Raw genomic sequence first — 24,932 nt, 5'->3', positions numbered from 1 at the left:
GGTCAGGCCACCTTCTTGGCGTTCTCGATCGCCTCGGCCAGGTCCTCCAGGAGGACGGCGCACTTGTCGTAGGAGTAGATCGGCTCGGTGAAGCGCGGGATCACCTGGCCGGCCTTGACGGCGGGCAGCTGGGCCCAGGTCGGCTTGGACTTCAGGTCCGCCGGCTGGATGGCCTGGCTGCGGTTGTCCATCATGATGATGTCGGCCGGGTACTTGTCGAGGTTCTCCCAGCTGAGCTCCTCGAAGTAGCCCTGGGCGTTCACCTTCGGCTTCACGAACTTCACGCCCAGCTCCTCGAAGTACGCGGTGTCCGCGGACATCTTGGCGAGCGAGACGTAGAACAGCTCGGCGCTGGCCGAGCCGATCATCACGCGGATCTCCGGCCGCGCCTTGGCGGCGGCGCGCAGCCGGCCGGCGGCCTTCTCGAAGCGGGCCTTGGCGTCGACCGTCTTCTTGTCCTTGAGGTCGGCGCCCAGAGACTCGGCCAGCTCGGCGTGGCGCGCCAGGGCCTTCGGCATCGTGGTGTTGGCGGCCCACAGCGCGACCGTCGGGGCCAGCTTGACGATCTTGTCGTGGGACTGCGGCGGCAGGTACCACAGGACGTCCTTGTCCCACATCGCCGAGACCAGCAGCTCGGGCTCGAGCTTCAGGTACTCCTCGATGTTGAAGGTGCCCCAGACGTTGCCGAGGTTCTTCACCTTGGTGACGTCGAGGTCGCCGGCCTGGATGTCGGCCCGGTCCTTGCCGGTCTTCGGGTCCTTGACGGTCGTCGGGCCGAATACGCCCTTGACTTCGATGCCGTAGTCGTGCAGAGCGGCGGCCGTGCCGATGAAGGCGACGATGTTCTTCGGTACGGACTTCAGCTCGACGGCCTTGGCGCGGTCGTCGGTGAACTTCCAGGGGCCGGACTTCTCGGCCGCCGCGGCCGAGCCCTTGTCGTCGTCCTTCCCGCCACCGCAGGCCACGAGTGCGGCGCCCAGCCCGAGGGCGCCGCCCGCGGCGAGCAGGCCGCGACGGGTGAGATGAGTGGCTCGGGCGGTGCTGGGCATGGCGGAGTCGCTTTCGTACGGCCGTATTCGGCCACTGGGCAAGTCGAGGGTAGGTTAGCCTAACCTCACGCGTTGTCCAGAGGGTGCCCCGGTGTGCGATGGGCCACGGTGCACCCGGTCGCCGGACGCGGCACGGCCGCCACCGGCGGACGGTGGCGGCCGTGCCGTAAGGCCGAGGTCAGGCCGACAGGCCCAACTCCCGTGCGATCAGCATGCGCTGGACCTCGCTGGTGCCCTCGCCGATCTCCAGGATCTTGGAGTCCCGCCACATCCTGGCCACCGGATACTCGTTCATGAAGCCGTAGCCGCCGTGGATCTGCGTCGCCTCACGCGCGTTGTCGACGGCCACCGTCGACGAGTACAGCTTCGCCAGCGCCGCCTCCTTCTTGAACGGCTCGCCGCTCACCAGACGGGACGCCGCGTCGCGCCAGCCGATCCGGGCCATGTGCGCCCGCATCTCCATGTCGGCGATCTTGAACTGGATGGCCTGGTTGTCACCGATCGGCCGCCCGAAGGCGTGCCGCTCCTTGGCGTACTTCACCGACTCGTCCACGCACCCCTGCGCCAGGCCCGTCGCGAGCGCCGAGATGGCGACGCGGCCCTCGTCGAGGATGCGCAGGAACTGGGCGTACCCGCGCCCCTCCTCGCCCAGCAGGTTGGACACCGGGACCCGGACGTCGGAGAAGGACAGCTCACGGGTGTCCGAAGCGTTCCAGCCGACCTTCGAGTAGGGAGCGGCGACCGTGAAGCCGGGGGTGCCGGACGGAACGATGATCGAGGAGATCAGCGGGCGGCCGTCGTCCTTGCGGCCGGTGACCGCGGTGACCGTGACCAGGCCCGTGATGTCCGTACCGGAGTTGGTGATGAAGCACTTGGAGCCGTTGATGACCCACTCGTCCCCGTCCCGCACGGCGGTGGTGCGGGTGCCGCCCGCGTCCGAGCCGGCGCCCGGCTCCGTCAGCCCGAACGCGCCCAGGATCTCACCGGCGCACATGCGCGGCAGCCACTCGCGCTTCTGCTCCTCGGTGCCGAAGCGGTGGAGCGGCATCGCGCCGAGCGAGACGCCCGCCTCCAGGGTGATGGCCACGGAGGAGTCCACCCGGGCCAGCTCCTCCAGGGCGATGCCGAGGGCGAGGTAGTCGCCGCCCATGCCGCCGTACTCCTCCGGGAAGGGCAGGCCGAACAGGCCCATCCGGCCCATCTCGCGGACGATCTCGTACGGGAACTCGTGGCGCTCGTAGAAGTCGCCGATCTTGGGGGCGACGACGTCGTGGGCGAACTCCTCCACGGTTCGGCGCAGTTCCTCGTGCTCCGGGGAGAGCCGGTGGTCCAGGGGCATGACTCAGGACTCCTTGTGGGAGGCCGCGCCGCCGAGGGCGCGGACGGTGCGGGACGGGCTGGGACGGCCCAGTTGTCCGGCCAGCCACACGCTTGTGGCGGTGAGCCGGCCGAGGTCGACCCCGGTGTCGATGCCGAGGCCGTGGAGCATCCACACGAGGTCTTCGGTGGCGAGGTTGCCGGTCGCGGACTTGGCGTAGGGGCAGCCGCCGAGGCCGCCGGCGGAGGCGTCGACCGTGGTGACGCCGTGCTGGAGGGCGGCGAGGGTGTTGGCGAGCGCCTGGCCGTAGGTGTCGTGGAAGTGCACGGCCAGGGCGTCCGTCGCCACGCCGGCCCCGTTCAGGGCGGTCAGGAGCCGCGCCACATGGCCGGGGGTGGCCACACCGATGGTGTCGCCCAGGCTCAGCTCGTCGCAGCCCATGTCCTTCAGGCGCCGGCAGACGGCGACGACCTGGTCGACCGGGACGGGGCCCTCCCACGGGTCGCCGAAGCACATGGACAGGTAGCCGCGCACGGTGAGGCCGTGCTCGACGGCGCGGGTGACGACCGGGGCGAACATGGCGAGTGCCTCGTCGACGGTTCGGTTCAGGTTGGCCTTCGCGAACGACTCGGTGGCGCTCGCGAACACGGCCACCTCGCGCGCCCCGAGCGCCAGCGCCCGGTCGAGCCCCCGCTCGTTCGGCACGAGGACCGGCAGGCGTACCCCTTCCAGGTCCCTGACGAGCGGGAACACCTGCTCGGCGTCGGCGAGCTGGGGCACCCACCTGGGATGGACGAAGCTGGACGCCTCGATGGTGGTCAGGCCGGCGCCGGCCAGGCGCCGGATGAACTCGGCCTTCACCTCGGTCGGAACGACGCCCTGCTCGTTCTGCAGACCGTCGCGCGCGCCGACCTCGTGGATCCGCACCCGGGCGGGCAGCCCGTCCGCGGGCACGGTCATGGGCAGACCGGCGGGTGGGGTGGTCATCGCTCCTCCTTGGGGGCCACGACGGCCAGCACCTGGTCCATGGCGACGGTGGTGCCGGGCATGACGTCCAGCTCGGTGACGGTGCCGTCGTGCGGGGCGGAGATGACGTGCTCCATCTTCATGGCCTCGACGACGACCAGGCCCTGTCCGGCCGTCACCTCGTCCCCGACGGCCACCTTCACGACGGTGACGGTGCCGGGCATGGGCGCGGTGAGCGAGTCGGCGCCGCCGTGCGCGGCCCGGCCCAGCGACGCCTCCACCGGGTCGTGGTCCAGGACGTTCCAGCTGTCACCGTCCCGGCCGAGCCACGTCCCGGCGCGGTGGAAGGTGTGGGTGACACCGTCCACGGTGACCGTGACCCGGTCCTCGGTCACGCGCGCGTGGCCCCCCGTCCGGTGGGCGACGGGCTCCTGGCCCGGTACGCGCAGCCAGTGCGTCAGGGGCGCGGACGCGCCGCCGAGCCGCCACCCGCTGGGCACCGAGAACGGGTCCGTCCAGCCGCCGGCGTACGGCCGGGGCCGCAGCCCGTGCTCGCGCACCGCAGCGGCGGCCTCGTACACCTCCTCCGGCACGCCGCGCGGGACCAGGTCGTCCACGTCCCGCTCCACCAGGCCGGTGTCCAGGTCGCCCGAGACGACGTCCGGGTGGGCGAGGAGCCGCCGCAGGAAGCCGGCGTTCGTCGGGACGCCCAGGGTGACCGTGCCGGCGAGCGCGGCGCGCAGCCTGCGCAGGGCCGTCGGGCGGTCCGGCCCGTGCACGATGACCTTCGCCAGCATCGGGTCGTACAGGCTGGAGACCTCGGTGCCCTCGCTCAGGCCCGAGTCGGTCCGCACCCCCTCGCCCTTCGGCTCGTCCAGCGCCAGGACCGTGCCGCCCGAGGGCAGGAAGCCCCGGGAGGGGTCCTCCGCGCAGATACGGGCCTCGATGGAGTGGCCGGTGAGCACGATGTCGTCCTGGGTGAGGCCGAGCGGCTCCCCGGCGGCCACCCGCAGCTGCCACTCCACCAGGTCCACGCCCGTGACCAGCTCGGTGACCGGGTGCTCGACCTGGAGCCGGGTGTTCATCTCCATGAAGTAGTAGGCGGACGGGTCGCCGCCCGGGACGATGAACTCCACCGTCCCCGCGCCCCGGTAGCCGCACGAGCGGGCCGCCTGCACGGCCGCCTCGCCCATCGCGGCCCGGGTCCTCTCGTCGAGCAGGACGGACGGGGCCTCCTCGATGATCTTCTGGTGCCGGCGCTGGAGGGAGCACTCGCGCTCGCCGAGGTGCACGACGTTGCCGTGCCCGTCCGCCAGCACCTGGATCTCGATGTGCCGGGGCCGGTCGATCCACCGCTCCACCAGCAGCGTGTCGTCGCCGAAGGACGCCCGCGCCTCCCGCCGGGCGGCGGCGATCTCCTCCATCAGGGCCGACTCCGCGCGGGTGAGGCGCATGCCCTTGCCGCCGCCGCCCGCCGAGGGCTTCAGCAGCACCGGCATGCCGATCTCCCGCGCGGCGGCGGCCAGTTCGGCGTCGCTCAGCCCGCTGCCCGAGGAGCCGGGTACGACCGGCACGCCGGCGGCCTTCACCGTCTCCTTGGCGCGGATCTTGTCGCCCATGAGGGCGATCGCGGAGGCCGGCGGCCCGATGAAGACCAGACCGGCGTCCTCGCACGCCTGCGCGAAGGCGGCGTTCTCGGCCAGGAAGCCGTACCCCGGGTGGACGGCCTCGGCGCCGGTCCGCTTCGCCGCCTCCAGCAGCCGGTCGGCCCGCAGGTAGCTCTCGGCGGCGGCGGGCGGCCCGATCCGTACCGCCGTGTCCGCCTCCCGTACGTGACGGGCGTCGGCGTCCGCGTCGCTGAAGACGGCGACCGAGCGGATACCGAGGGCCCGCAGCGTACGGATGACGCGAACCGCGATCTCGCCCCGGTTGGCGACCAGAACAGTCGTGAACATCAGTCCCTCACATCCGGAAGACGCCGAAGCCGGGCTCACCCAGCGGGGCGTTGGCACATGCGGTCAGGGCCAGACCCAGCACCTGGCGGGTCTCCAGCGGGTCGATCACACCGTCGTCCCAGAGCCGGGCCGTCGCGTAGTAGGCGTTGCCCTGCTGCTCGTACTGGGCGCGGATCGGGTCCTTGAAGGCTTCCTCGTCCTCGGCGGACCAGGACTCCCCGCGCGCCTCGAGCTGGTCGCGCTTGACGGTGGCCAGGACGGAGGCGGCCTGCTCGCCGCCCATGACGGAGATCTTGGCGTTGGGCCACATCCACAGGAAGCGGGGGCTGTACGCCCGGCCGCACATGGAGTAGTTGCCCGCGCCGTACGAACCGCCGACGACGACCGTCAGCTTCGGCACACGCGTGCAGGCGACGGCGGTGACCATCTTGGCGCCGTGCTTGGCGATGCCGCCCGCCTCGTAGTCCCGGCCGACCATGAAGCCGGAGATGTTCTGGAGGAACAGCAGCGGGACGCCGCGCTGGTCGCACAGCTCGATGAAGTGGGCGCCCTTCTGGGCGGACTCGGCGAACAGGATGCCGTTGTTGGCGACGATCCCGACCGGGTGGCCGTGGATCCGGGCGAAGCCGGTGACCAGGGTCTGCCCGAACTCCGCCTTGAACTCCTGGAACCGGGAGCCGTCCACGATCCGCGCGATGATCTCCCGGGCGTCGTACGGCGTGCGCGAGTCGACCGGCACCGCGCCGTACAGCCCCGCGGGGTCGACCTTCGGTTCCTCGACGGGCTCCACCGACCAGGGCAGCGGGCCGCGGGCGGGGAGCGTCGCCACGATGTTCCGCACGATGCGCAGCGCGTGGGCGTCGTCCTCGGCGAGGTGGTCGGTGACGCCGGACGTACGGGAGTGGACCTCGCCGCCGCCCAGCTCCTCGGCGGTGACGACCTCGCCGGTCGCCGCCTTCACCAGTGGCGGACCGCCCAGGAAGATGGTGCCCTGGTTGCGCACGATCACGGCCTCGTCGCTCATCGCCGGGACGTACGCCCCGCCGGCGGTGCACGAGCCGAGTACGGCGGCGATCTGCGGGATGCCGGCGCCGGACATGCGGGCCTGGTTGTAGAAGATCCGCCCGAAGTGCTCCCGGTCGGGGAACACCTCGTCCTGCTTGGGCAGGAAGGCGCCGCCCGAGTCCACCAGGTAGAGGCACGGGAGGCGGTTCTCCAGGGCCACCTCCTGGGCGCGCAGGTGCTTCTTGACCGTCATCGGGTAGTACGTGCCGCCCTTGACGGTCGCGTCGTTCGCCACGACGACCACCTCGCGGCCGCTGACCCGGCCCACTCCGGCGATCACCCCGGCGGCGGGCGCCTGGCCGTCGTACATGCCCTCGGCCGCCAGCGGAGCGAGCTCCAGGAACGGCGAGCCGGGGTCCAGGACGGTGTCGACGCGGTCGCGCGGCAGCAGCTTGCCGCGCGCGGTGTGCCGGGCGCGGGCCTTCTCACCGCCCCCGAGCCGGGCGGCGGCCAGCCGGGCGCGCAGCTCGTCGGCCAGCTCGTGGTGCGCCGCCTCATTGGCCTGCCAGGCCGCGGACGCGGGATCCGCCGCGCTCGTCAGCACCGGTGCCTGTTGCATCGTGTCGCCCCCAGGTTAATGAGCGTTAACGTATGTCGATCAGGTTAACGACCGCTAACCGGCTTGTCTAGAATCGATCCCATGAGCACCAGGACCGACGCCCCGACGCGCCGCGAACAGATCCTCAGGGAGGCCGCCCGCCTCTTCGCCGAGCGCGGCTTCCACGGCGTGGGCGTCGACGAGATAGGGGCGGCGGTCGGCATCAGCGGCCCCGGCCTCTACCGGCACTTCCCCGGCAAGGACGCCATGCTCGCCGAGCTGCTGGTCGGCATCAGCGAGCGGCTCCTCGACGGCGGCCGGCGACGCGTACGGGAGGCGGCGGGCGACCCCGAGGCGCTGCTCGGCTCGCTCATCGACGGGCACATCGACTTCGCGCTCGACGACCGCCCCCTGATCACCCTGCACGACCGTGAGCTGGACCGCCTCCCGGAGAGCGACCGGAAGAGGGTGCGCCAGCTCCAGCGCCAGTACGTCGAACTGTGGGTCACCGCGGTCCGCGAGCTGTACCCGGCGCCCCCGGAGGCGGAGGCCCGGGCCACCGTCCACGCCGTGTTCGGCCTGCTCAACTCCACCCCCCACATCGGCCTGCTGGGCCGTACCGAGATGGAGTCCCTGTTGCGCCGACTGGCGCAAGGGGTGTTCGGCTCGCTGGCCGCCTCGGACGCCGGGGAGGCCCGGCAGGTCCACGGGGCGGAATGACGCCGCCACCGAGGGTGGCGGGACGGCACAATGGGGCCATGCCGATACCCAGCCGCGCCGCCCTCGTCGAGCACCTCCTCCGCACCCGTATCGCCGGAAACGTCGCGACGCCCCGCGACAACAACCTCTCCCACTACCGCAAGCTGGCGAACGGCGACCGCCACTACTGGCTAGGCCTGGAGCTGGGCGACCGGTGGACCGACGAGCAGGACGTGCTCGCCGTGATGGCGGAGCGCTGCGGGGTGAACGACGACCCGGCGCACCGTGCCGGACAGGACACCATCGACCCCGAGCTGACCGTCGACGCCCTGGACCGGATGGCCGCGCGGCTGCGCAAGGCCGCCGCCGGGGCGGAGCGGGTGCTGTTCGCCACCGGGCACCCGGGCGCGCTGCTGGACGTGCACAGCGGGACCGCCGCCGCCCTGCGGAGCGCCGGGTGCGACATCGTGCGCATCCCCGGCGGGCTCGTCGCGGACGAGGGGTACGTCGTGCAGTTCGCGGACGTGGCGGTCTTCGAGCGCGGCGCGAGCCTGTGGCACACCCACTCGCCCGAGCCGATGAACGCCATCCTCGACCACCTGGACGTCCAGCCCGACCTGGTCGTGGCCGACCACGGCTGGGCGGGCCGCGCCGGCCAGCGGGGCATCGACTCCATCGGGTACGCCGACTGCAACGACCCCGCCCTGTTCATCGGCGAGGCCGAGGGCACCCTGGAGGTCACGGTCCCGCTCGACGACCACGTCGTCGACCCGCGCTTCTACGAGCCGATGACGGCGTACCTGCTGGACGCGGCCGGGCTGCTCTGAGGCCGGGGCGCGAGGCTCACCGGGGGGCGGAGCTCAGCGGGGCTCCGGCAGGCGGCTCCGGCCGCCGCCCAGCTCGTCCCGCGCGGCGTCCATGAACGCGTGGCGCCGCTCCCGCTTGGCGGGCGGCGGCGGGCTCTCGGTGCCGCCCCGCACGCGCGCGTGCAGCGCCCCCGCGTAGTCCCGGGCCGCCGTGGCCGTCCCGTCCGCGCAGACCAGCTCGACGGCCTTCGTCGCCAGCCACAGGTCGTGCAGCGCCTCCTCGTCGGTGCCGCACGCCTCGGACAACCCCAGGTTCCGGCTGTCGAGAACCAGCTCGATCCGCTGCGCCGAGCCGAGGAAGTCCATGATGGCGGCCTTGCGCTCCGCGCGTTCGGTGGCGGCCCGCTCCCACTGGTGGCGGCGGTTCTCCACCCGGGTCGCCAGGTGCTGGCCCACCAAAGTGCCCAGGGTGCCGAGCACAACTCCCGCCAGGGCCAGGGCCGTTCCCCCCGTCAGTGTCTCCATGACGCCCAAGGAAACCTCATCCGCGCGGGACGCGCACCACGCCCTCCTGGATGACGGAGATCGCCAGCCGGCCGTCCTGGGTGTAGATGCGGGCCTGGCCCAGGCCCCGCCCGCCGGAGGCGGAGGGCGACTCCTGGTCGTACAGCAGCCACTCGTCCGCCCGGAAGGGGCGGTGGAACCACATGGCGTGGTCGAGCGAGGCGCCGACCACGTCGCCGACCGCCCAGCCGCCCCGCCCGTGGGCGAGGAGCACCGAGTCGAGCAGCGTCATGTCGGAGACGTACGTCGCCAGGCACACGTGCAGCAGGGGGTCGTCCGCGAGCTTGCCGTTCGTGCGGAACCACACCTGGGAGCGGGGTTCCCGGGGCGTGCCCGCCGTGCCGTACGGGGGTTCCTCGACGTACCGCAGGTCGACCGCCGCCCGGGCCTCCAGGAAGCGGTCCACGGTGTCGGGGTGGACGAACCGGTCCGCGTACCGGGGGAGCAGCTCGGCGGCCGTCGGCAGCGTCTCCGGAGCGGGGGCGGGAGGCATGTCCGCCTGGTGCTCCAGGCCCTCCTCGTACGTCTGGAACGACGCCGACAGGTGGAAGATCGGCTGCCCGTGCTGCACGGCGACGACCCGGCGCGTGGTGAACGAGCGCCCGTCGCGGATGCGGTCCACGGTGTAGACGATCGGCGCGCCGGGGTCGCCGGGGCGCAGGAAGTACGCGTGCAGGGAGTGGGCGTGCCGGTCCTCGGGGACGGTCCGGCCGGCCGCCACCAGGGCCTGCGCGGCGACCTGCCCGCCGAAGACGCGCGGGACGATCGCCGAGCGGGACTCGCCCCGGAAGATGTCCTGCTCGATCCGCTCCAGGTCGAGCAGATCGAGCAGGTCGTCGAGCGGCTTCGCGCTGTCGGTCACAGGTGCTACAGGCCCATCGACTTAGCGATGATCGTCTTCATGATCTCGCTGGTGCCGCCGTAGATGCGGTTGACCCGGTTGTCCGCGTACAGGCGGGCGATCGGGTACTCGTTCATGTAGCCGTAGCCGCCGTGCAGCTGGAGGCAGCGGTCGATCACGCGGTGGGCGACCTCGGTGCAGAACAGCTTGGCGCTGGCGGCCTCGGCCGGGGTCAGCTCGCCCGCGTCCAGGGCCTCCAGGGCGCGGTCGGCGACGGCCTCGGCGGCGTCCACCTCGGCCTGGCAGGCGGCCAGCTCGAACTTGGTGTTCTGGAAGTGGGCGACCGGCTTGCCGAAGACGGTGCGGTCGGTCACGTACTGCTGGGCGAACCGGATCGCGGCCTTGGCCTGCGCGTACGCGCCGAAGGCGATGCCCCAGCGCTCGGAGGCCAGGTTGTGGCCGAGGTAGGAGAAGCCCTTGCCCTCCTCGCCGAGCAGGTCCTCGACCGGGACCTTGACGTCGACGAAGGCCAGCTCGGCGGTGTCGGAGGTGCGCAGACCGAGCTTGTCGAGCTTGCGGCCGATGGAGTAGCCCTCGGACGTGGTGTCCACCGCGAAGAGCGAGATGCCGAAGCGGCGGTCCTCGGCGGAGGGGGCCGAGGTGCGGGCGCACACGATCACGCGGTCGGCGTGGACGCCGCCGGTGATGAAGGTCTTGGCGCCGTTGAGGACGTAGTGCGTGCCGTCCTCGGAGAGCTTGGCGGTGGTCTTCATGCCCGCGACGTCGGAGCCGGTGCCCGGCTCGGTCATCGCCAGCGCCCACATCTCCTCGCCGGAGACGAACTTCGGCAGGTAGCGCTTCTTCTGCTCGTCCGTGGCGAGCATCTTGATGTACGGCAGGGCGAGCAGCACGTGCACGCCGGAGCCGCCGAACTGGACGCCCGCGCGCGCGGTCTCCTCGTAGAGGACGGCCTCGAACTTGTGGGTGTCCAGGCCCGCGCCGCCGAACTCCTCGGGCACGTTGATGCCGAAGACGCCCAGCTCGCCGAGCTTGTAGTAGAAGTCGCGCGGCGCCTGGCCGGCCGCGAACCACTCGTCGTAGACGGGGACGACCTCGGCCTCGATGAAGGCGCGGATGGTCTCCCGGAACGCCTCGTGGTCCTCGTCGAAAACGGTACGGCGCACGGACGCCTCCTCGTGGTGTCGCTGGCTACGGTCGTTCACTGCGGTCGCACCGCAGCTGGCTAAGCGCTTGCTCAGCCTGTGTCAGTCGAAGTTACTCATCGGTCACCCGGTCTGTCCAGACTCCGCGTCTGTGATCCAGCGCCCTTCGGCGGATTCGTACAGGTACGCCGGCCTCCCCCCGGTCCCGCTGGTGCGGAAGGGCTTCCCGCCGTCCGTGATCCGCACCGTCCCCGAACGGTCCCCGGCGCTCCACTCCAGCTCCAGGTACCAGCGGCAGTCGCAGCCCGCCGTCCGGGCGGAGACGAGCAACTCCTCGGGGTCGGAGGAGGTGACCTTGTACGGGAAGGAGACGGCCGGGATCGTCCGGACCTCGGCGCCGGAGGCGTCAAGGCCGTCGACGGGCCTCGCGAGCGGGCGCGGCCGGTCGAGGTCCACGGCGAAGTGGCGGGGGGTGACGGAGCCGCCGCAGCCGTTGTCCATCCGGTACGCGTTCCACGGCAGCGGCGCGGCCCGGTCGACCACGCGCACGTGCAGGGCCTGGAGGACGACGGCGTCGGACGGCGACCGGCCCTGGAGCGTGATCCGCACCAGCGCCTCCCCGCCGTGCACGGCGCCGTGCGTCCCGGCCCACGCCCCGGAGTCGGCCGTTACCGGCGGCGGGGCGACCGCGCGGGGGGGCCGGTCCACGAGGTAGGTGTGCCCGCAGCCGCCCTGCCAGAGCTGGGAACCGATGGTCCAGGTGAAGGGGAGGGGGGCCGCGGTCCGCCCCGGAGGGGTGGAAGCGGGAGCGGGGGCGGAAGTCGTACGGGTGGGGCGGCCGAGCAGGGCCGCGGCGGCGAGGGCGAGCACGGCGAGGGCGACGGCGGCGGCGACGAGGAGGGGAGCGGGGGCGGCACGACGGGGGCGGGCGCGGGGCGCCCCCGGCGCGGTCGGGCTCGGGGCGGGATCGGGGCCCGGTTCCGGCGCGGACGGTTCCGGGTTCGATTCCGGCGCGGCCGGCACAGGCGTGGGCGAGGGCACGGGCGAGGCCGTTCGGCGGCGGGCGCGGTCCGCCTCCGTCCAGGCCGCCTCCAGGGCCCGCCGTTCCTCCTCGTCCGCCCCGCACAGCAGGGCGAGGCGGTCGACCACGGCGAACTCCTCCGGGACGGTCGCGCCGGAGCAGTAGCGGTGGAGGGTGGACGCGCTGACGCTCAGGCGCCGGCCCAGCGCCTCGTAACTCCTCCCGTCCCGCGCCTTCAGCGCGTGCACGAGCCCCGCGAACTCCTCGACGGCGGCGTCCTTCGGCATTCCATCCCCCTCGACCCTGTGTCCCATCCTTCACGTCCTTGCACGTCAACGGGGGTGGAATGGTTCCGGGACGGATGGTGGGCGCGTGATCGTTGCGGGCGGCGGGCGCCGGCCCCACGCTGGTTGAGCACCGACCGAACGAACGACCCGACGGGGGATCCACCACCATGAACAAGCTCCGTACCGCACTCGCCACCGCCGCTGCCGCCCTGGGCCTCGCGGCCCTCGCCACGGCCCCGGCGCAGGCCGCCGCCGAGCCCGCCTTCCTCGCCGCCTCCCAGATGCCGCCGTCGTCGACGCCGTGGACCGCTACCCAGGTCTTCACCGGCATCCCGGAGAACGGCGGCGCCCTCTGCGCCCCGTACAAGATCCCGGCGCAGAACACCCGCTACCGCGAGTTCACCACCGAGCTCGACACCAACGGCGTCCAGATCACCACCGTCGCCCGCACCGAGGCCGACGCCGTGAAGCTGGTCGACACCCTCCGCAAGGCCCTCGCCGGCTGCGGGCCCCTGCTGGAGCAGCAGAACCCGGGCCTGAAGGCCGTCAGCGCCTCCCACGGCAAGCTCGCCGTCGAGGAGGGCGCCTGGGTCTACAGCCTGGACACCGCCGACCCGCAGATCGGCATCACCGACATCCACCTGTTCTCCGTCGGCCGCGACGGCCGCACCGTCACCCTCGTCCGCTGGGGCCAGATGGGCGACCTCGAGGACGCCCCGCTGACCGCCTTCCGCACCACCACGAAGACCGCCGTCAACAAGCTCCACTGACCCGGGGGCTCTCCCGAGGGCTGACCACGGATCGACAGCGGCGAGGCCGGAACCTGGGCGCGCCGCTGTCGTGCCACCTACTCCGCCGGCGGCGGAGAGGGCCGGCATGCTGCGGAGATTCCGCACGGCCAATGCGCGGTCACTGCGCGACGAACAAGAACTGACCTTCGTCGTGCCCGAGGACGCGCCGAGCACTGCCGCCCGGCGCGTCGACCTGCCCGGCGGCGCGGTGGGCGTGCTCCCTCTGATCGGCGTCTTCGGCGCCAGCGCCTCGGGCAGGTCGAACGTCCTCGCCGCGATGGCGGACATGCGCGGCGCCGTGCAGAACTCCTACGCGCGCTGGGCCTCGTACGACGACGAGCCGGGACGGCGCATGTGGATGGGGGGCATCGCGTAGGGGCGTGCCGCGCACCGGCGCCCGTGGCGGCCCGCCTCCTGCCCGCCGGCCTCACGACCACCGCAGCGCGAACCACAGCTCCATCCGCGTCTCGGCGTCGTCCAGGTCCATGCCCAGCAGCGCCGCGCACCGGGCGATCCGCTGCCGGACGGTGTTGCGGTGCACGCCCAGCGCCGTCGCCGTGCGGTCCCAGCCGCCGTGCAGGGAGAGCCAGGTGCGCAGCGTCTCCGTCAGCGGCTCCGGCAGCGGGGCCAGGAGCGTGCGGGCGTACGCCGCCGCCTCCTCGGGGTCCAGCAGGGCGCCGATGCCGCCGGAGCGGTGCCGGGCGAGCGGCAGGTGCGCCGCCCGGGCCCGGCGCAGGGCGCGGCCCGCCTGGAGGTCGGCGGCGGCCAGCCCCGAGGGGTCCGCGGGGGCGCTCGCCCCGATCGTCCAGCCCGGCTGCGGGGCGACCTCGCGGCCGGCCGGCAGCAGCGCCCGTACGGTGCCCTCGCGGGCGTCCACCAGCGGCGTGCCCAGCGGCGGCGGGGCGCCCTCACCGCGCGCGTGCACCACGGTCCACGGGGCGTCTCCCAGCAGCGGGGCGACCTCGGCGGGGGCGGCGCCCAGCAGCAGCCGGACCAGTGCCGCGGAGCGCGTGGCCTCGTCGGCGCCCTGGTGCGGGGCGGTGAGCAGCGACAGGAGGACCACCGCGACGCCCGCGATGGTGTGGTCGCCCGCCTCCCGGCGCCCCGAGGCGAGGCCCAGCGCGAGCCCTTGGCCGCCGCCGAGGGCGTATGCGGCGAGGTGGGCGCCGCCCGCGGTGTCGGCCGCCGAGGCGGGGCGGCCGCCGGTGCGCAGGATTCGCACCAGGCGGGCCAGGGCCTCCAGCGCCGCCGGCTCCACGGCCCGGCCGGCCGCCGCCCGCTCCGAGCCGTCCGGCGCGTACAGCGCGGCCCGCCCCGCCAGCCGGGAGGCCAGCGCGCGCAGCACGGCGGGCACCGGGTCGGGGCGGGCCGCGGCGGTGGCGAGCGCCTGCTGGGCGTCCGTCACACGGCGCAGCTCCCGGTGCCGGGCCTCCGCCATGAGGCGCCACACCGCGCGCCCCACCGCCGCGAACGGCGTCCTCGGCGGCACCTCCAGCAGCGGCAGCCCGTGCCGGGCGCAGGCCGCGACCAGGCCCTCCGGCACCCTGTCGTACACCGGGGTCACTCCGAAGCCCAGCGCCGCCGCCCCCGCCTCGACCACCCGCGCGACGTACCGCTCCGGGTCCGTGAGCTGCACGCCCGCCGTCATCAGCAGCTCACCGCCCAGCAGGTACGGGTAGGGGTCGGCCATCTCGGAGGTGTGCACCCAGTGGACGTCGGTCCCGGGCGACCCCGCGAGCAGCCGCAGGCCCAGGTCCTCACGGGAGAGCAGCGCGCTCAGCGGGACCGGGGGCGCCGGTGGGGCGGGCACCGGCCCGGCGACGGACTCCGTCATGGACGCTTCCTCCATCCGAAGCGCGAACAATGGAGGAAACGTACACTTCAACGCCGCGCCCCGGCCACTTACTGTCATCCCGACCGGCCATGCGCACTCGAAGCAGCGCATACCCGGACACAGCGCCACCTGACGACCGAAAGAAGGCCAACCGATCATGAGCAGCACCCCCGAGACGCCGCGCGGCCCCATCGACTCGTCCCGCGTCCCGCGGTACGCCGGACCGGCGACGTTCGCGCGGCTGCCGCGCCTCGACGAGGTCGGCACCGCCGATGTCGCCGTCGTCGGTGTGCCCTTCGACTCGGGCGTCTCCTACCGCCCCGGTGCCCGCTTCGGCGGCAACGCCATCCGCGAGGCGTCTCGCCTCCTGCGCCCCTACAACCCGGCGCAGGACGCGTCCCCCTTCGCGCTCGCGCAGGTCGCGGACGGCGGCGACATCGCCGTGAACCCGTTCAACATCAACGAGGCCGTGGAGACGGTGGAGGCCGCCGCCGACGACCTCCTCGGCACCGGCGCCCGCCTGATGACCCTGGGCGGCGACCACACCATCGCCCTGCCGCTGCTGCGCTCGGTCGCCAAGAAGCACGGCCCGGTCGCCCTGCTCCACTTCGACGCCCACCTCGACACCTGGGACACCTACTTCGGCGCCGAGTACACCCACGGCACCCCGTTCCGCCGCGCCGTCGAGGAGGGCATCCTCGACACCGAGGCGCTGTCCCACGTCGGTACGCGCGGCCCGCTGTACGGCAAGCAGGACCTGACCGACGACGAGAAGATGGGCTTCGGCATCGTCACCTCGGCCGACGTCTACCGGCGCGGCGCCGACGAGGTGGCCGACCAGCTCCGCCAGCGCATCGGCGACCGCCCGCTGTACATCTCCATCGACATCGACTGCCTCGACCCGGCCCACGCCCCCGGCACCGGCACCCCCGAGGCGGGCGGCATGACCTCCCGCGAGCTGCTGGAGATCCTGCGGGGCCTGGCGTCCTGCAACCTGGTCTCCGCCGACGTCGTCGAGGTCGCCCCGGCGTACGACCACGCCGAGATCACCTCGGTGGCCGCGTCGCACACGGCGTACGAGCTGACGACGATCATGTCCCGCCAGATCGCCGCGCAGCGCGCCGCAGGCGCGGAGCAGTCCGCGAAGTAACCTGCGCGGGGGCGGCTGCCGACGGTGAGTGGCGGGGCCGTGGCCCCTCCGGGCCCGTCTCCGGCCGTCGGCCGGGTGCGGCGGTCCTCGCGGCCCGCACCCGGTACGGAACGGCGAGTGTGTCCCGGAGGCGAACCGAGCCCTCGGAAAAAGGGGAGAACAGTGACCCACGACCACGACCTCGTGCTGCGGCCCACCGCCGCGCAGACGGAGGCCGCGCTGAACCCGCCGGCCGGGCGCACCGGCGGGGACCTCGTCGTCGAGACGCTGGCCGGGCTGGGGGCCACCACGGTCTTCGGGCTGCCCGGCCAGCACGTGCTCGCCGTGTTCGACGCGCTGCGCCGGTCGAGGCTCCGGTACGTGGGCCTGCGCGTGGAGAGCAACGCGGGCTTCGCCGCCGACGCCTACGGCCGGATCACCGGCGAGGTCGCCCCGCTCCTGCTGTCGGCCGGTCCGGGCGCCCTGATGTCGCTGCCCGCGCTCCAGGAGGCGGCCGCCGCCAGTGCGCCCGTCCTGGCGATCGCCGGCCAGGTCCCGGTCGCCGGGCTGGGCGGTGGACGCCACGGTCACCTGCACGAGCTGCGCGACCAGCGGGCGTCGTTCCGTGACGTCGTGAAGTCCGTGCACACCGTGCGCACCCAGTCGCAGATCCCGTCCGCGATCGCCGCCGCCTGGGAGTCCGCGCTGACCGCGCCGCACGGTCCGGTGTGGGTGGAGATCCCGCAGGACGTGCTGGCGGCGCCGGCCTCCCTGCCGGTGGTGACGCCCGTGGACGCCTTCCCCAAGGAGCTCGCGCCCCGCCCCGAGCTGACCGCCGTCGCCGCGCACCTGCTGGCGAACGCGGAGCGGCCCGCGATCGTCGCCGGTGGCGGGGTCGTGCGCTCCGACGCGTCCGGCAAGCTGCTGGCCCTGGCGGAGCGGCTCGACGCGCCCGTCGTGACGACCTTCGGCGGCAAGGGCGCGTTCCCCTGGGAGCACCCGCTGTCGCTGCGGTCGTGGCTGGAGGACCGGCACACCACCGAGTTCCTGGAGGACGCGGACGTGCTCCTCGTGGTCGGCTCGGGGCTCGGCGAGCTGTCCTCGAACTACCACACCTTCGCCCCGCGCGGCCGGGTGATCCAGATCGAGGCCGACCTCGGCAAGCTGGAGTCCAACCACCCGGCCCTCGGGATCCACGCCGACGCCCGTCTGGCGCTGTCCGCGCTCCTGGAGACGGTGCCGCCCCGCGAGGACGCCACCGCCGCCGAACGGGTGCGCACCGTCCTGGCCAGGGTCCGGGAGCGGATCGACGGCCAGGACCTGGCGTTGGAGGAGCGGGTCCTCGCCGCCGTGCGGGAGGCCCTGCCGGACGCGGCGCCCAGCTTCTGGGACATGACGATCCTCGCGTACTGGGCCTGGTCCGCCTTCGACGCGCGCCGCCCCAACACCATGCACTCCGCCCAGGGCGCCGGCGGCCTCGGCTACGCCTTCCCCGCAGCGCTCGGCGCGGCGGCGGCCGACCCCTCCACACCCGTGCTGGCGGTCTCCGGGGACGGCGGCGCCATGTACGGGATCGCCGAGCTGGCCACGGCCCGGCAGCACGGGCTGAACGTCACGTGGCTGATCGTCGACGACGGCGGGTACGGCATCCTCCGCGAGTACATGAGCGACGCCTACGGCGAGGCCACGGGCACCGAGCTGGGCCGCCCGGACTTCGTGGCGCTCGCCGAGTCGTTCGACGTCCCGGCGGTCCGTACGACCCCGGAGGCGCTGCGCGAGGACCTCGCCAAGTCCCTTGCCCGGCCGGGCCCTTCCGTGGTCGTCCTGCCGGCCCTGCTGAGGATGTTCGCCCCGACCCACAGGTGACGACATGTGACGGGAGTCGCGCGGGATTCGTCGAACTGGTGAGCCCCGCGCGTACAACTTTTCGTGCACTGCCGAGTCATCGAATGCGTGAACAGACTTTCCATATCCCGCCGCGGGCGCGGGGCCGTGTGCGCCGCGGTCGCCCTCGGGGTGCTCCTGCCGACCGCCGCCACCGTCACTCCCGCCACCGCCGCGACGCCGGCCGTGGCGTGCACCTCCCAGAAGGCGGGCCTCGCCGCCAAGCTGGTCAAGGACATCACCGCCGCCCTCGCCGGCCGTAAGTCCACGACCGCGATCCTGGTGAACGACCGGATCACGAAGACGAGCTGCGTGCTGAGGCCCGACACGCAGTACGACTCCGCCAGCGTGGTCAAGGCGACCGTCCTCGCCACGCTTCTGTGGGACGCGCAGAAGACCGGCCGGGCCCTGACCTCGACCGAGAAGTCCCGCGCCACCGCCATGATCACCAAGTCGGACAACGACGCCACCAGCGCGCTGTGGAAGCAGCTCGGGGTCACCAAGGTCAAGGGCTTCCTCACGGCGGCCGGCATGACGAAGACCGTCCCGGGCTCCGGCGGCTACTGGGGGCTCACCCAGATCACCGCCCGGGACCAGCAGAAGCTGCTGGCGCTGATCACCGCGAAGAACGCCGTCCTCACCGACGCCTCGCGCGCGTACATCCTCCAGCTGATGAACGCCGTCGTCGCCTCGCAACGCTGGGGCACCCCGGCCGGCGCGCCCGCCACCGCCAAGATCCACGTGAAGAACGGCTGGCTGCCCCGCGCCACCCACGGCTGGCGGGTGCACTCCATCGGCGCCTTCACCGGCACCGCGCACAACTACCAGATCACGGTGCTCACGCACGACAACGCGACGATGCAGGACGGCATCAACACCATCCAGGCCGTCGCCCGCGTCGTCCACGCCGACCTGAACCCCACGGCCGCCCGGAGCGACTCCTTCGTCCCGCCCGCCGTCCCGCAGGAGGCCGTCCCGGCCGTGCCCGGCCGGGCCGCGCAGGACCTGGTGAGCGCCGCCCGCTGACCCCGGCCCGGCCGACCGGCCCCCGGCCCCGGCCGGCCGGGCCCGCCGGCCCGACCCGGGCCCGACCGCGGTCCTAGGACCAAGGGCCGATCATGGCGGAGGGATGAAATCCGTTCCCGCCCGCGTTGGTGCCTTCCGGTAGATCAGATCATCGGCTCGATCACCGGTTCCAACGGGAGGCACCACGTGGCGGCGGCAGAGCAGGGATGGGCACGACGGCTGTCCGGGTACGCCTGGCGGTACCGGCGCAATGTGGTGCTCGCGCTCGGCTCGTCCCTCGCGGGCATGGCCGTGATGGCCCTCGTCCCGCTGATCACCAAGGTCGTCATCGACGACGTCATCGGGGACGGGACGCGCTCGGTCACCGTCTGGACCGGGCTCCTGATCGCCTCCGCGGTCGCCGTCTACGTACTGACCTACATCCGCCGCTACTACGGCGGCCGCCTCGCCCTCGACGTGCAGCACGACCTGCGCACCGAGATGTACGGGACGATCACCCGGCTCGACGGGCGGCGGCAGGACGAGCTGTCCACCGGGCAGGTCGTCGGACGCGCCACCAGCGACCTCCAGCTGATCCAGGGCCTGCTCTTCATGCTCCCGATGACCATCGGGAACTTCATGCTCTTCCTGATCTCCCTCGTGATCATGGCGTGGCTGTCGCTGCCGCTCACCCTCGTCGCGCTCGCCGTCGCCCCCGCCCTGTGGTTCATCGCCAAGCGCAGCCGCACCCGGCTGCACCCCGCCACCTGGTACGCGCAGGCCCGGGCCGCGCACGTCGCGGGCGTCGTCGACGGGGCCGTGACCGGCGTACGGGTGGTCAAGGGCTTCGGCCAGGAGGACCAGGAGACCGGCAAGATCCGCGAGGCGAGCCGCAAGCTGTTCGCCGGCCGGCTGCGCACGGTCAAGCTGAACAGCCGCTACACCCCGGCGCTCCAGGCCGTGCCCGCGCTCGGGCAGGTCGCCATGCTGGCCCTCGGCGGCTGGCTCGCCACCCGGGGGCAGATCACCCTCGGCACGTTCGTCGCCTTCTCCACCTACCTCGCCCAGCTCGTCGGCCCGGTCCGGATGCTCGCCATGGTCCTCACCGTCGGCCAGCAGGCCCGCGCGGGCGTCGAGCGCGTCCTGGAGCTGATCGACACCGAGCCGGTGATCGAGGACGGCACCAAGACCCTGCCGGCCGACGCCCCGGCGAGCGTCGAGTTCGACGACGTGTCGTTCGCGTACGAGGACGGGCGGCCCGTCCTCGACGGCTTCTCGCTGGAGATCCGCCCCGGCGAGACCGTCGCCGTCGTCGGCTCCTCGGGCAGCGGCAAGTCGACCGTCTCGCTGCTCCTGCCGCGCTTCTACGACGTGACGCACGGCGCCGTCCTGGTCGGCGGGCACGACGTCCGCGAGCTCACCATGGACTCGCTCAGGGCCGCCATCGGCCTCGTACCGGAGGACAGCTTCCTCTTCTCCGACACGGTCCGCTCCAACATCGCGTACGGCAGGCCCGGGGCGACCGACGAGGAGGTACGCGCCGCCGCCCGGGCCGCACAGGCCGACGGGTTCATCAGCGACCTGCCGGACGGCTACGACACGACGGTCGGCGAGCACGGCCTGACCCTGTCCGGCGGCCAGCGCCAGCGCATCGCGCTCGCCCGCGCCATCCTCACCGACCCCCGGCTGCTGGTCCTCGACGACGCCACCTCGGCCGTCGACGCCCGCGTCGAGCACGAGATCCACGAGGCGCTGCGGTCCGTCATGGCCGGCCGCACCACCCTGCTCATCGCCCACCGCCGCTCCACCCTGAACCTCGCCGACCGGATCGCCGTCCTCGACGAGGGGCGGCTGTCCGACATCGGCACCCACGAGGAGCTGGAGCGGCGCTCGGCGCTCTACCGCCGGCTGCTGACCGACCCCGACGAGCTGGGCGGCGTCTCGCCCGGCCACGCCGTGCCCCTGGACCTGCCCGAGGACCGTTCGGTACGGGAGGAGCTGGACGCCGAGTTCGACGCGGAGCGGGGCATCACGCCCGCCCTGTGGGAGCGCGGCGAGCCGGTCGCCGAGTCCGCGGCGCCCGGCGCCACGCCCGAGCTCCTCGCCCAGGTCGAGGCGCTGCCGCCGGCGACCGACACCCCGGCCGTCGACGAGGCGCGGGCGGTCGCGCCCGAGGACTCGTACGGGCTGCGCCGGCTGCTGCGCGGCTTCGGGGCGGTGCTGCTGGTCAGCCTGGGGCTCGTCGCCGTCGACGCGGGCATGGGGCTGCTGCTGCCGATCCTGATCCGGCACGGCATCGACGAGGGCGTCGAGCAGGCCGCGCTGGGCGCGGTGTGGGCGGCGTCCGGGCTGGCACTGGCGACCGTGCTGGTGCAGTGGGTCGCGCAGACCGGTGAGATCAGGATGACCGGCCGCACCGGCGAGCGGGTGCTGTACGCGCTGCGCCTGAAGATCTTCGCCCAGCTCCAGCGCCTCGGGCTCGACTACTACGAGCGGGAACTGACCGGGCGGATCATGACCCGGATGACCACGGACGTGGACGCCCTCTCGACGTTCCTCCAGACCGGCCTGGTGACGGCGTTCGTGTCGCTGGTGACCTTCTTCGGCATCATGATCGCGCTCGTGGTGATCGACGTGCAGCTGGCGCTGGTCGTCTTCGCGACGCTGCCGGTGCTGGTGGCCGGCACCGTCTTCTTCCGCCGGTCCAGCGTGAAGGCGTACGAGCTGGCCCGGGAGCGCATCAGCGTCGTCAACGGCGACCTCCAGGAGTCGGTGTCCGGGCTGCGGATCGTGCAGGCGTTCCGGCGCGAGCGGTCCGGCGCGGAGCGGTTCGCGGCGCGCAGCGAGGCGTACCGGGCGGCGCGGGTGCGCGGCCAGTGGCTGATCTCCGTCTACTTCCCGTTCGTGCAGCTGCTGTCGTCGGTGGCCGCGGCGGCGGTGCTGATCGTGGGCGCCGGGCGGGTGGAGGCCGGGACGCTGACGACCGGCGCCCTCGTCGCGTACCTGCTGTACATCGACCTGTTCTTCGCGCCCGTGCAGCAGCTGTCGCAGGTCTTCGACGGCTACCAGCAGGCGGCCGTGTCGCTGGGGCGGATGCAGGAGCTGCTGCGGGAGAAGACGTCCACGGCCGCCCCGGCGAAGCCGCTGCCGGTGCCCTCGCTGTGGGGGGAGATCGCCTTCGAGAACGTGTCGTTCGCGTACAAGGACGACGAGACCGCGCTGAGCGGTGTGGACCTGCGCATCCCGGCCGGGCAGACCGTCGCCTTCGTCGGCGAGACGGGCGCCGGCAAGTCGACGCTGGTCAAGCTGGTCGCCCGGTTCTACGACCCGACGTCCGGCCGGGTCACCGCGGACGGCACCGACCTGCGGGACCTGGACCTCACCGCGTACCGGCACCGCCTCGGCGTGGTGCCCCAGGAGGCGTACCTCTTCGCCGGCACCGTCCGCGACGCCATCGCGTACGGGCGCCCCGACGCGACCGACGCGCAGGTGGAGGCGGCTGCCCGGGCGGTCGGCGCCCACGACATGATCGCCACGCTGGACGGCGGGTACCTGCACGAGGTCGCCGAGCGCGGCCGGAACCTGTCGGCGGGCCAGCGCCAGCTGATCGCCCTGGCGCGCGCCGAGCTCGTCGACCCCGACGTCCTGCTGCTCGACGAGGCCACCGCCGCGCTGGACCTCGCCACCGAGGCTCAGGTCAACGCCGCCACCGACCGTCTCGCCGGCCGCCGCACCACCCTGGTGGTCGCCCACCGGCTCACCACGGCGGCCCGCGCCGACCGGGTGGTCGTCATGGACCGCGGTCGCGTCGCCGAGGACGGCAGCCACGAGGAGCTGCTGGCCCGCGGCGGCCGGTACGCGGAGCTGTGGCGCACCTTCATCGGCGAGGAGCCTGCCGGAGCGCCCGCGGCGACGGCCTGAGGAGTGTCCGGGCGCGGACGGGCGCGGCGGGGTCCCGGGTCCGGGGCGGCGGGACACGGGGGTGGGCCCGGCTCGGGGCAACCGTTCGGCGCTACCGTGCGTCGTACGCACGTACGCTCATCGGGCGAAGAGGAGCAAGTGTGTTCGACGAGGTGGCCGCTACCAGGACAAGACGACTGTGCACGCAGGTGCTCGCGGTGCTGGTGGCCGCGGGTTTCCTCGTCCTCGCCGGGCCGGGCACCCCACGCGCCGACGCGGCGGCCACCGCCTGCCCGGGACGGCTCGTCAAGACGATGACCTTCGCCACCGGTGAGCTGCGCGTGTACAAGAACCGCCAGTACGCCTGCGCCGTCACCGTCGCCAAGAAGCCCGGCGCCCGCCGCGCCATGTCGGTGTCCGTCCAGCCGCGCGGCGGCCGGGCCGCGGTCGACGCGGGCGCGTTCACCCGCCAGGCCGGGCCCGTCACCGTGCACGCCCTCAACCGCTGCGTCCGGGCCTCCGGCGCCGTGGCGGGCCGGGGCGCCTCCACGGGCTGGATCCTCTGCTGACCCGGCCCAACAAGGGGTGGCGGCAACCACGTTGGCCCCACTAGGTTCGCGGCGACCACCGCAAACCCACGTGGAGGGTGAATGCGCAAGGCGCTCAGATGGCTGCTGTCCCTCATGGTGCTCATAGGCACCGTGAGCGCGGCCGGCACGGCAACCGCCGCCGGCTCCGACGGCAGCGGCACGACCACCGATATCAAGGACCGCATCCTGGCGATCCCCGGGATGGCCCTGGTCGAGGAGAAGCCCTACCCGGGCTATCGCTACTTCGTCCTCACCTACACCCAGCCGGTCGACCACCGTGACCGCTCCAAGGGCACCTTCCAGCAGCGGCTCACCCTGCTGCACAAGGACACCGCCCGCCCCACCGTCTTCCACACCAGCGGATACGCCGTCAGCACCCGCCCCGGGCGGGCCGAGCCGACGCGGATCGTGGACGGCAACCAGGTCTCCCTGGAGTACCGCTTCTTCACCCCCTCCCGCCCCCAGCCCGCCGACTGGTCGAAGCTGGACATCTGGCAGGCGGCCTCCGACCAGCACCGGATCTTCACCGCGCTGAAGCGGATCTACGACCGGAAGTGGCTCGCCACCGGCGCCTCGAAGGGCGGCATGACCGCCACCTACTACGAGCGCTTCTACCCCCGTGACATGGACGGCGTCGTCGCGTACGTCGCCCCCAACGACGTGGTGGAGAAGGAGGACTCGGCCTACGACCGGTTCTTCGCGACCGTCTCCACCCAGGAGTGCCGCGACCGGCTGAACGCGCTCCAGCGCGAGGCCCTGGTCCGCCGCGCGCCACTCCAGGAGAGGTTCCGCGCCCAGGCCGAGGCCGAGGGCGCCACCTTCACCACGGTCGGCAGCCTCGACAAGGCGTACGAGGCGGTCGTCCTGGACTTCGTCTGGGGCTTCTGGCAGTACCACACCGAGGCCGACTGCGCCTCCGTCCCGGACGCGGCCACCGCCACCGACCAGGCCGTGTACGAGACCATCGACACGTACTCCGGCTGGTCCTTCTACAGCGACCAGGGCCTGGAGCCGTACACCCCGTACTACTACCAGGCCGCCACCGAACTCGGTTCGCCGAGCATGCGGATGCCCCACCTCGACGGCCTGACCCGGTACGGCTACCAGCCCGCCCGCAACTTCGTGCCCCGGGACATCCCCATGCGGTTCAAGCCGTGGGTGATGCGCGACGTCGACACCTGGGTCCGCACCCAGGGGCGCGGCATGCTCTTCGTGTACGGCGGCAACGACCCCTGGGGCAGCGAGAAGTTCCGCGTCGACAAGGGCGCCCGGGACTCCTATGTGATGACCGCGCCGGGCGCCAACCACGGCGCCAACGTCGCGGGCCTCATCGAGGCCGAGCGGACGAAGGCCACGGCCCGCATCCTGGCCTGGGCGGGTGTCGAGGCGGCCGATCCGCGGCGCGCGGCGCCGCTGACCACGTACGACCCGCGCCTGGACAAGCAGGAGCTGCGGCGTGAGATGACGCTGCGCCCGTAGGGCGTACGGGGACCGCGCGCACCGCTCACGGGCGGCGCGCGCGGCCCA

Annotated in this window: 20 protein-coding genes; 10 read left to right on the top strand and 10 right to left on the bottom strand. The window is 73.2% G+C overall.

Annotation, left to right across the window (positions count from 1 at the left end; genetic code table 11):
* Positions 1-2 precede the first annotated feature (2 nt).
* The 5 genes from AC07DW_RS03620 to AC07DW_RS03600 all read right to left on the bottom strand — a co-directional run bounded on the left by AC07DW_RS03620 (position 3) and on the right by AC07DW_RS03600 (position 6,912).
* Complete coding sequence (locus AC07DW_RS03620) at positions 3-1,049, bottom strand: ABC transporter substrate-binding protein (protein WP_478855960.1); 1,047 nt, start codon at positions 1,047-1,049, stop codon at positions 3-5.
* 178 nt (positions 1,050-1,227) lie between these two features.
* Positions 1,228-2,388, bottom strand: coding sequence for an acyl-CoA dehydrogenase family protein (locus tag AC07DW_RS03615; RefSeq protein WP_478855959.1), 1,161 nt, complete (start codon positions 2,386-2,388; stop codon positions 1,228-1,230).
* Positions 2,389-2,391: 3 nt separating this feature from the next.
* Positions 2,392-3,354: a hydroxymethylglutaryl-CoA lyase gene (locus AC07DW_RS03610; protein WP_478855958.1), complete on the bottom strand. Its 963-nt coding sequence runs from the start codon at positions 3,352-3,354 to the stop codon at positions 2,392-2,394.
* Entirely contained in the window at positions 3,351-5,288 is a 1,938-nt protein-coding gene (locus AC07DW_RS03605) for an acetyl/propionyl/methylcrotonyl-CoA carboxylase subunit alpha (protein WP_478855957.1), read from the bottom strand. The genes AC07DW_RS03610 and AC07DW_RS03605 overlap by 4 nt, the downstream gene beginning before the upstream one ends.
* Before the next feature lie 7 nt (positions 5,289-5,295).
* Entirely contained in the window at positions 5,296-6,912 is a 1,617-nt protein-coding gene (locus tag AC07DW_RS03600) for a carboxyl transferase domain-containing protein (RefSeq protein WP_478855956.1), read from the bottom strand.
* An 81-nt stretch (positions 6,913-6,993) separates the two neighbouring features.
* Between AC07DW_RS03600 and AC07DW_RS03595 the strand changes: the two genes are divergently transcribed.
* Both AC07DW_RS03595 and AC07DW_RS03590 read left to right on the top strand, forming a co-directional pair.
* Entirely contained in the window at positions 6,994-7,611 is a 618-nt protein-coding gene (locus AC07DW_RS03595; RefSeq protein ID WP_478855955.1) for an SACE_7040 family transcriptional regulator, read from the top strand.
* A 38-nt stretch (positions 7,612-7,649) separates the two neighbouring features.
* Positions 7,650-8,417, top strand: a complete 768-nt coding sequence (locus tag AC07DW_RS03590; RefSeq protein ID WP_478855954.1) for a phosphatase — start codon at positions 7,650-7,652, stop codon at positions 8,415-8,417.
* A 33-nt stretch (positions 8,418-8,450) separates the two neighbouring features.
* Here AC07DW_RS03590 and AC07DW_RS03585 read toward each other — a convergent pair whose 3' ends face one another.
* From AC07DW_RS03585 to AC07DW_RS03570, 4 genes are all read right to left on the bottom strand, one after another.
* Positions 8,451-8,921: a hypothetical protein gene (locus AC07DW_RS03585; RefSeq protein ID WP_478855953.1), complete on the bottom strand. Its 471-nt coding sequence runs from the start codon at positions 8,919-8,921 to the stop codon at positions 8,451-8,453.
* 16 nt (positions 8,922-8,937) lie between these two features.
* Entirely contained in the window at positions 8,938-9,822 is an 885-nt protein-coding gene (gene tesB / locus AC07DW_RS03580) for an acyl-CoA thioesterase II (protein ID WP_478855952.1), read from the bottom strand.
* A 5-nt stretch (positions 9,823-9,827) separates the two neighbouring features.
* Positions 9,828-10,985, bottom strand: a complete 1,158-nt coding sequence (locus tag AC07DW_RS03575; RefSeq protein ID WP_478855951.1) for an acyl-CoA dehydrogenase family protein — start codon at positions 10,983-10,985, stop codon at positions 9,828-9,830.
* A 102-nt stretch (positions 10,986-11,087) separates the two neighbouring features.
* Positions 11,088-12,272, bottom strand: coding sequence for a helix-turn-helix domain-containing protein (locus tag AC07DW_RS03570; protein WP_478855950.1), 1,185 nt, complete (start codon positions 12,270-12,272; stop codon positions 11,088-11,090).
* Between the two features lie 167 nt (positions 12,273-12,439).
* On the opposite strand from AC07DW_RS03570, the gene AC07DW_RS03565 reads away from it, so the two are divergent.
* Both AC07DW_RS03565 and AC07DW_RS03560 read left to right on the top strand, forming a co-directional pair.
* Entirely contained in the window at positions 12,440-13,042 is a 603-nt protein-coding gene (locus AC07DW_RS03565) for a hypothetical protein (protein ID WP_478855949.1), read from the top strand.
* Between the two features lie 106 nt (positions 13,043-13,148).
* Positions 13,149-13,439 carry a hypothetical protein gene (locus AC07DW_RS03560; protein WP_478855948.1) on the top strand — a complete coding sequence of 97 codons (291 nt, stop codon included), beginning with the start codon at positions 13,149-13,151 and terminating at the stop codon, positions 13,437-13,439.
* A 51-nt stretch (positions 13,440-13,490) separates the two neighbouring features.
* On the opposite strand, the gene AC07DW_RS03555 is transcribed toward AC07DW_RS03560, so the two are convergent.
* Positions 13,491-14,897 carry a PucR family transcriptional regulator gene (locus AC07DW_RS03555; RefSeq protein ID WP_478855947.1) on the bottom strand — a complete coding sequence of 469 codons (1,407 nt, stop codon included), beginning with the start codon at positions 14,895-14,897 and terminating at the stop codon, positions 13,491-13,493.
* Positions 14,898-15,054: 157 nt separating this feature from the next.
* Here AC07DW_RS03555 and speB point away from each other — a divergent pair, with 157 nt between their 5' ends.
* From speB to AC07DW_RS03525, 6 genes are all read left to right on the top strand, one after another.
* Positions 15,055-16,047: an agmatinase gene (gene speB / locus AC07DW_RS03550; protein WP_478855946.1), complete on the top strand. Its 993-nt coding sequence runs from the start codon at positions 15,055-15,057 to the stop codon at positions 16,045-16,047.
* Positions 16,048-16,209: 162 nt separating this feature from the next.
* On the top strand, positions 16,210-17,892 hold the full coding sequence (locus tag AC07DW_RS03545) for a thiamine pyrophosphate-binding protein (RefSeq protein ID WP_478855945.1): 1,683 nt from the start codon (positions 16,210-16,212) through the stop codon (positions 17,890-17,892).
* Positions 17,893-18,042: 150 nt separating this feature from the next.
* Positions 18,043-18,936 carry a serine hydrolase gene (locus AC07DW_RS03540; RefSeq protein ID WP_478856052.1) on the top strand — a complete coding sequence of 298 codons (894 nt, stop codon included), beginning with the start codon at positions 18,043-18,045 and terminating at the stop codon, positions 18,934-18,936.
* A 186-nt stretch (positions 18,937-19,122) separates the two neighbouring features.
* Positions 19,123-22,836 carry an ABC transporter ATP-binding protein gene (locus tag AC07DW_RS03535; protein WP_478855944.1) on the top strand — a complete coding sequence of 1,238 codons (3,714 nt, stop codon included), beginning with the start codon at positions 19,123-19,125 and terminating at the stop codon, positions 22,834-22,836.
* A 140-nt stretch (positions 22,837-22,976) separates the two neighbouring features.
* A complete protein-coding gene (locus tag AC07DW_RS03530; RefSeq protein ID WP_478855943.1) occupies positions 22,977-23,384 on the top strand; it encodes a hypothetical protein in 408 nt (135 codons plus the stop codon).
* A gap of 81 nt (positions 23,385-23,465) precedes the next feature.
* Entirely contained in the window at positions 23,466-24,884 is a 1,419-nt protein-coding gene (locus AC07DW_RS03525) for a S28 family serine protease (RefSeq protein WP_478855942.1), read from the top strand.
* Positions 24,885-24,932 lie beyond the last annotated feature (48 nt).

It is taken from the genome of Streptomyces sp. NPDC045701 (assembly GCF_056432045.1).
The sequence above is the reverse complement of the archived record's forward strand: the minus strand, read 5'-3'. Positions and strand labels throughout refer to the sequence as shown.

Coding starts and splice junctions, on each gene's coding strand:
- AC07DW_RS03620 (WP_478855960.1), bottom strand. CDS start 1,049: ATGCCCAGCACCGCCCGAGCCACTCATCTCACCCGTCGCGGCCTGCTC.
- AC07DW_RS03615 (WP_478855959.1), bottom strand. CDS start 2,388: ATGCCCCTGGACCACCGGCTCTCCCCGGAGCACGAGGAACTGCGCCGA.
- AC07DW_RS03610 (WP_478855958.1), bottom strand. CDS start 3,354: ATGACCACCCCACCCGCCGGTCTGCCCATGACCGTGCCCGCGGACGGG.
- AC07DW_RS03605 (WP_478855957.1), bottom strand. CDS start 5,288: ATGTTCACGACTGTTCTGGTCGCCAACCGGGGCGAGATCGCGGTTCGC.
- AC07DW_RS03600 (WP_478855956.1), bottom strand. CDS start 6,912: ATGCAACAGGCACCGGTGCTGACGAGCGCGGCGGATCCCGCGTCCGCG.
- AC07DW_RS03595 (WP_478855955.1), top strand. CDS start 6,994: ATGAGCACCAGGACCGACGCCCCGACGCGCCGCGAACAGATCCTCAGG.
- AC07DW_RS03590 (WP_478855954.1), top strand. CDS start 7,650: ATGCCGATACCCAGCCGCGCCGCCCTCGTCGAGCACCTCCTCCGCACC.
- AC07DW_RS03585 (WP_478855953.1), bottom strand. CDS start 8,921: ATGGAGACACTGACGGGGGGAACGGCCCTGGCCCTGGCGGGAGTTGTG.
- AC07DW_RS03570 (WP_478855950.1), bottom strand. CDS start 12,272: ATGCCGAAGGACGCCGCCGTCGAGGAGTTCGCGGGGCTCGTGCACGCG.
- AC07DW_RS03565 (WP_478855949.1), top strand. CDS start 12,440: ATGAACAAGCTCCGTACCGCACTCGCCACCGCCGCTGCCGCCCTGGGC.
- AC07DW_RS03560 (WP_478855948.1), top strand. CDS start 13,149: ATGCTGCGGAGATTCCGCACGGCCAATGCGCGGTCACTGCGCGACGAA.
- AC07DW_RS03555 (WP_478855947.1), bottom strand. CDS start 14,897: ATGACGGAGTCCGTCGCCGGGCCGGTGCCCGCCCCACCGGCGCCCCCG.
- speB (WP_478855946.1), top strand. CDS start 15,055: ATGAGCAGCACCCCCGAGACGCCGCGCGGCCCCATCGACTCGTCCCGC.
- AC07DW_RS03525 (WP_478855942.1), top strand. CDS start 23,466: ATGCGCAAGGCGCTCAGATGGCTGCTGTCCCTCATGGTGCTCATAGGC.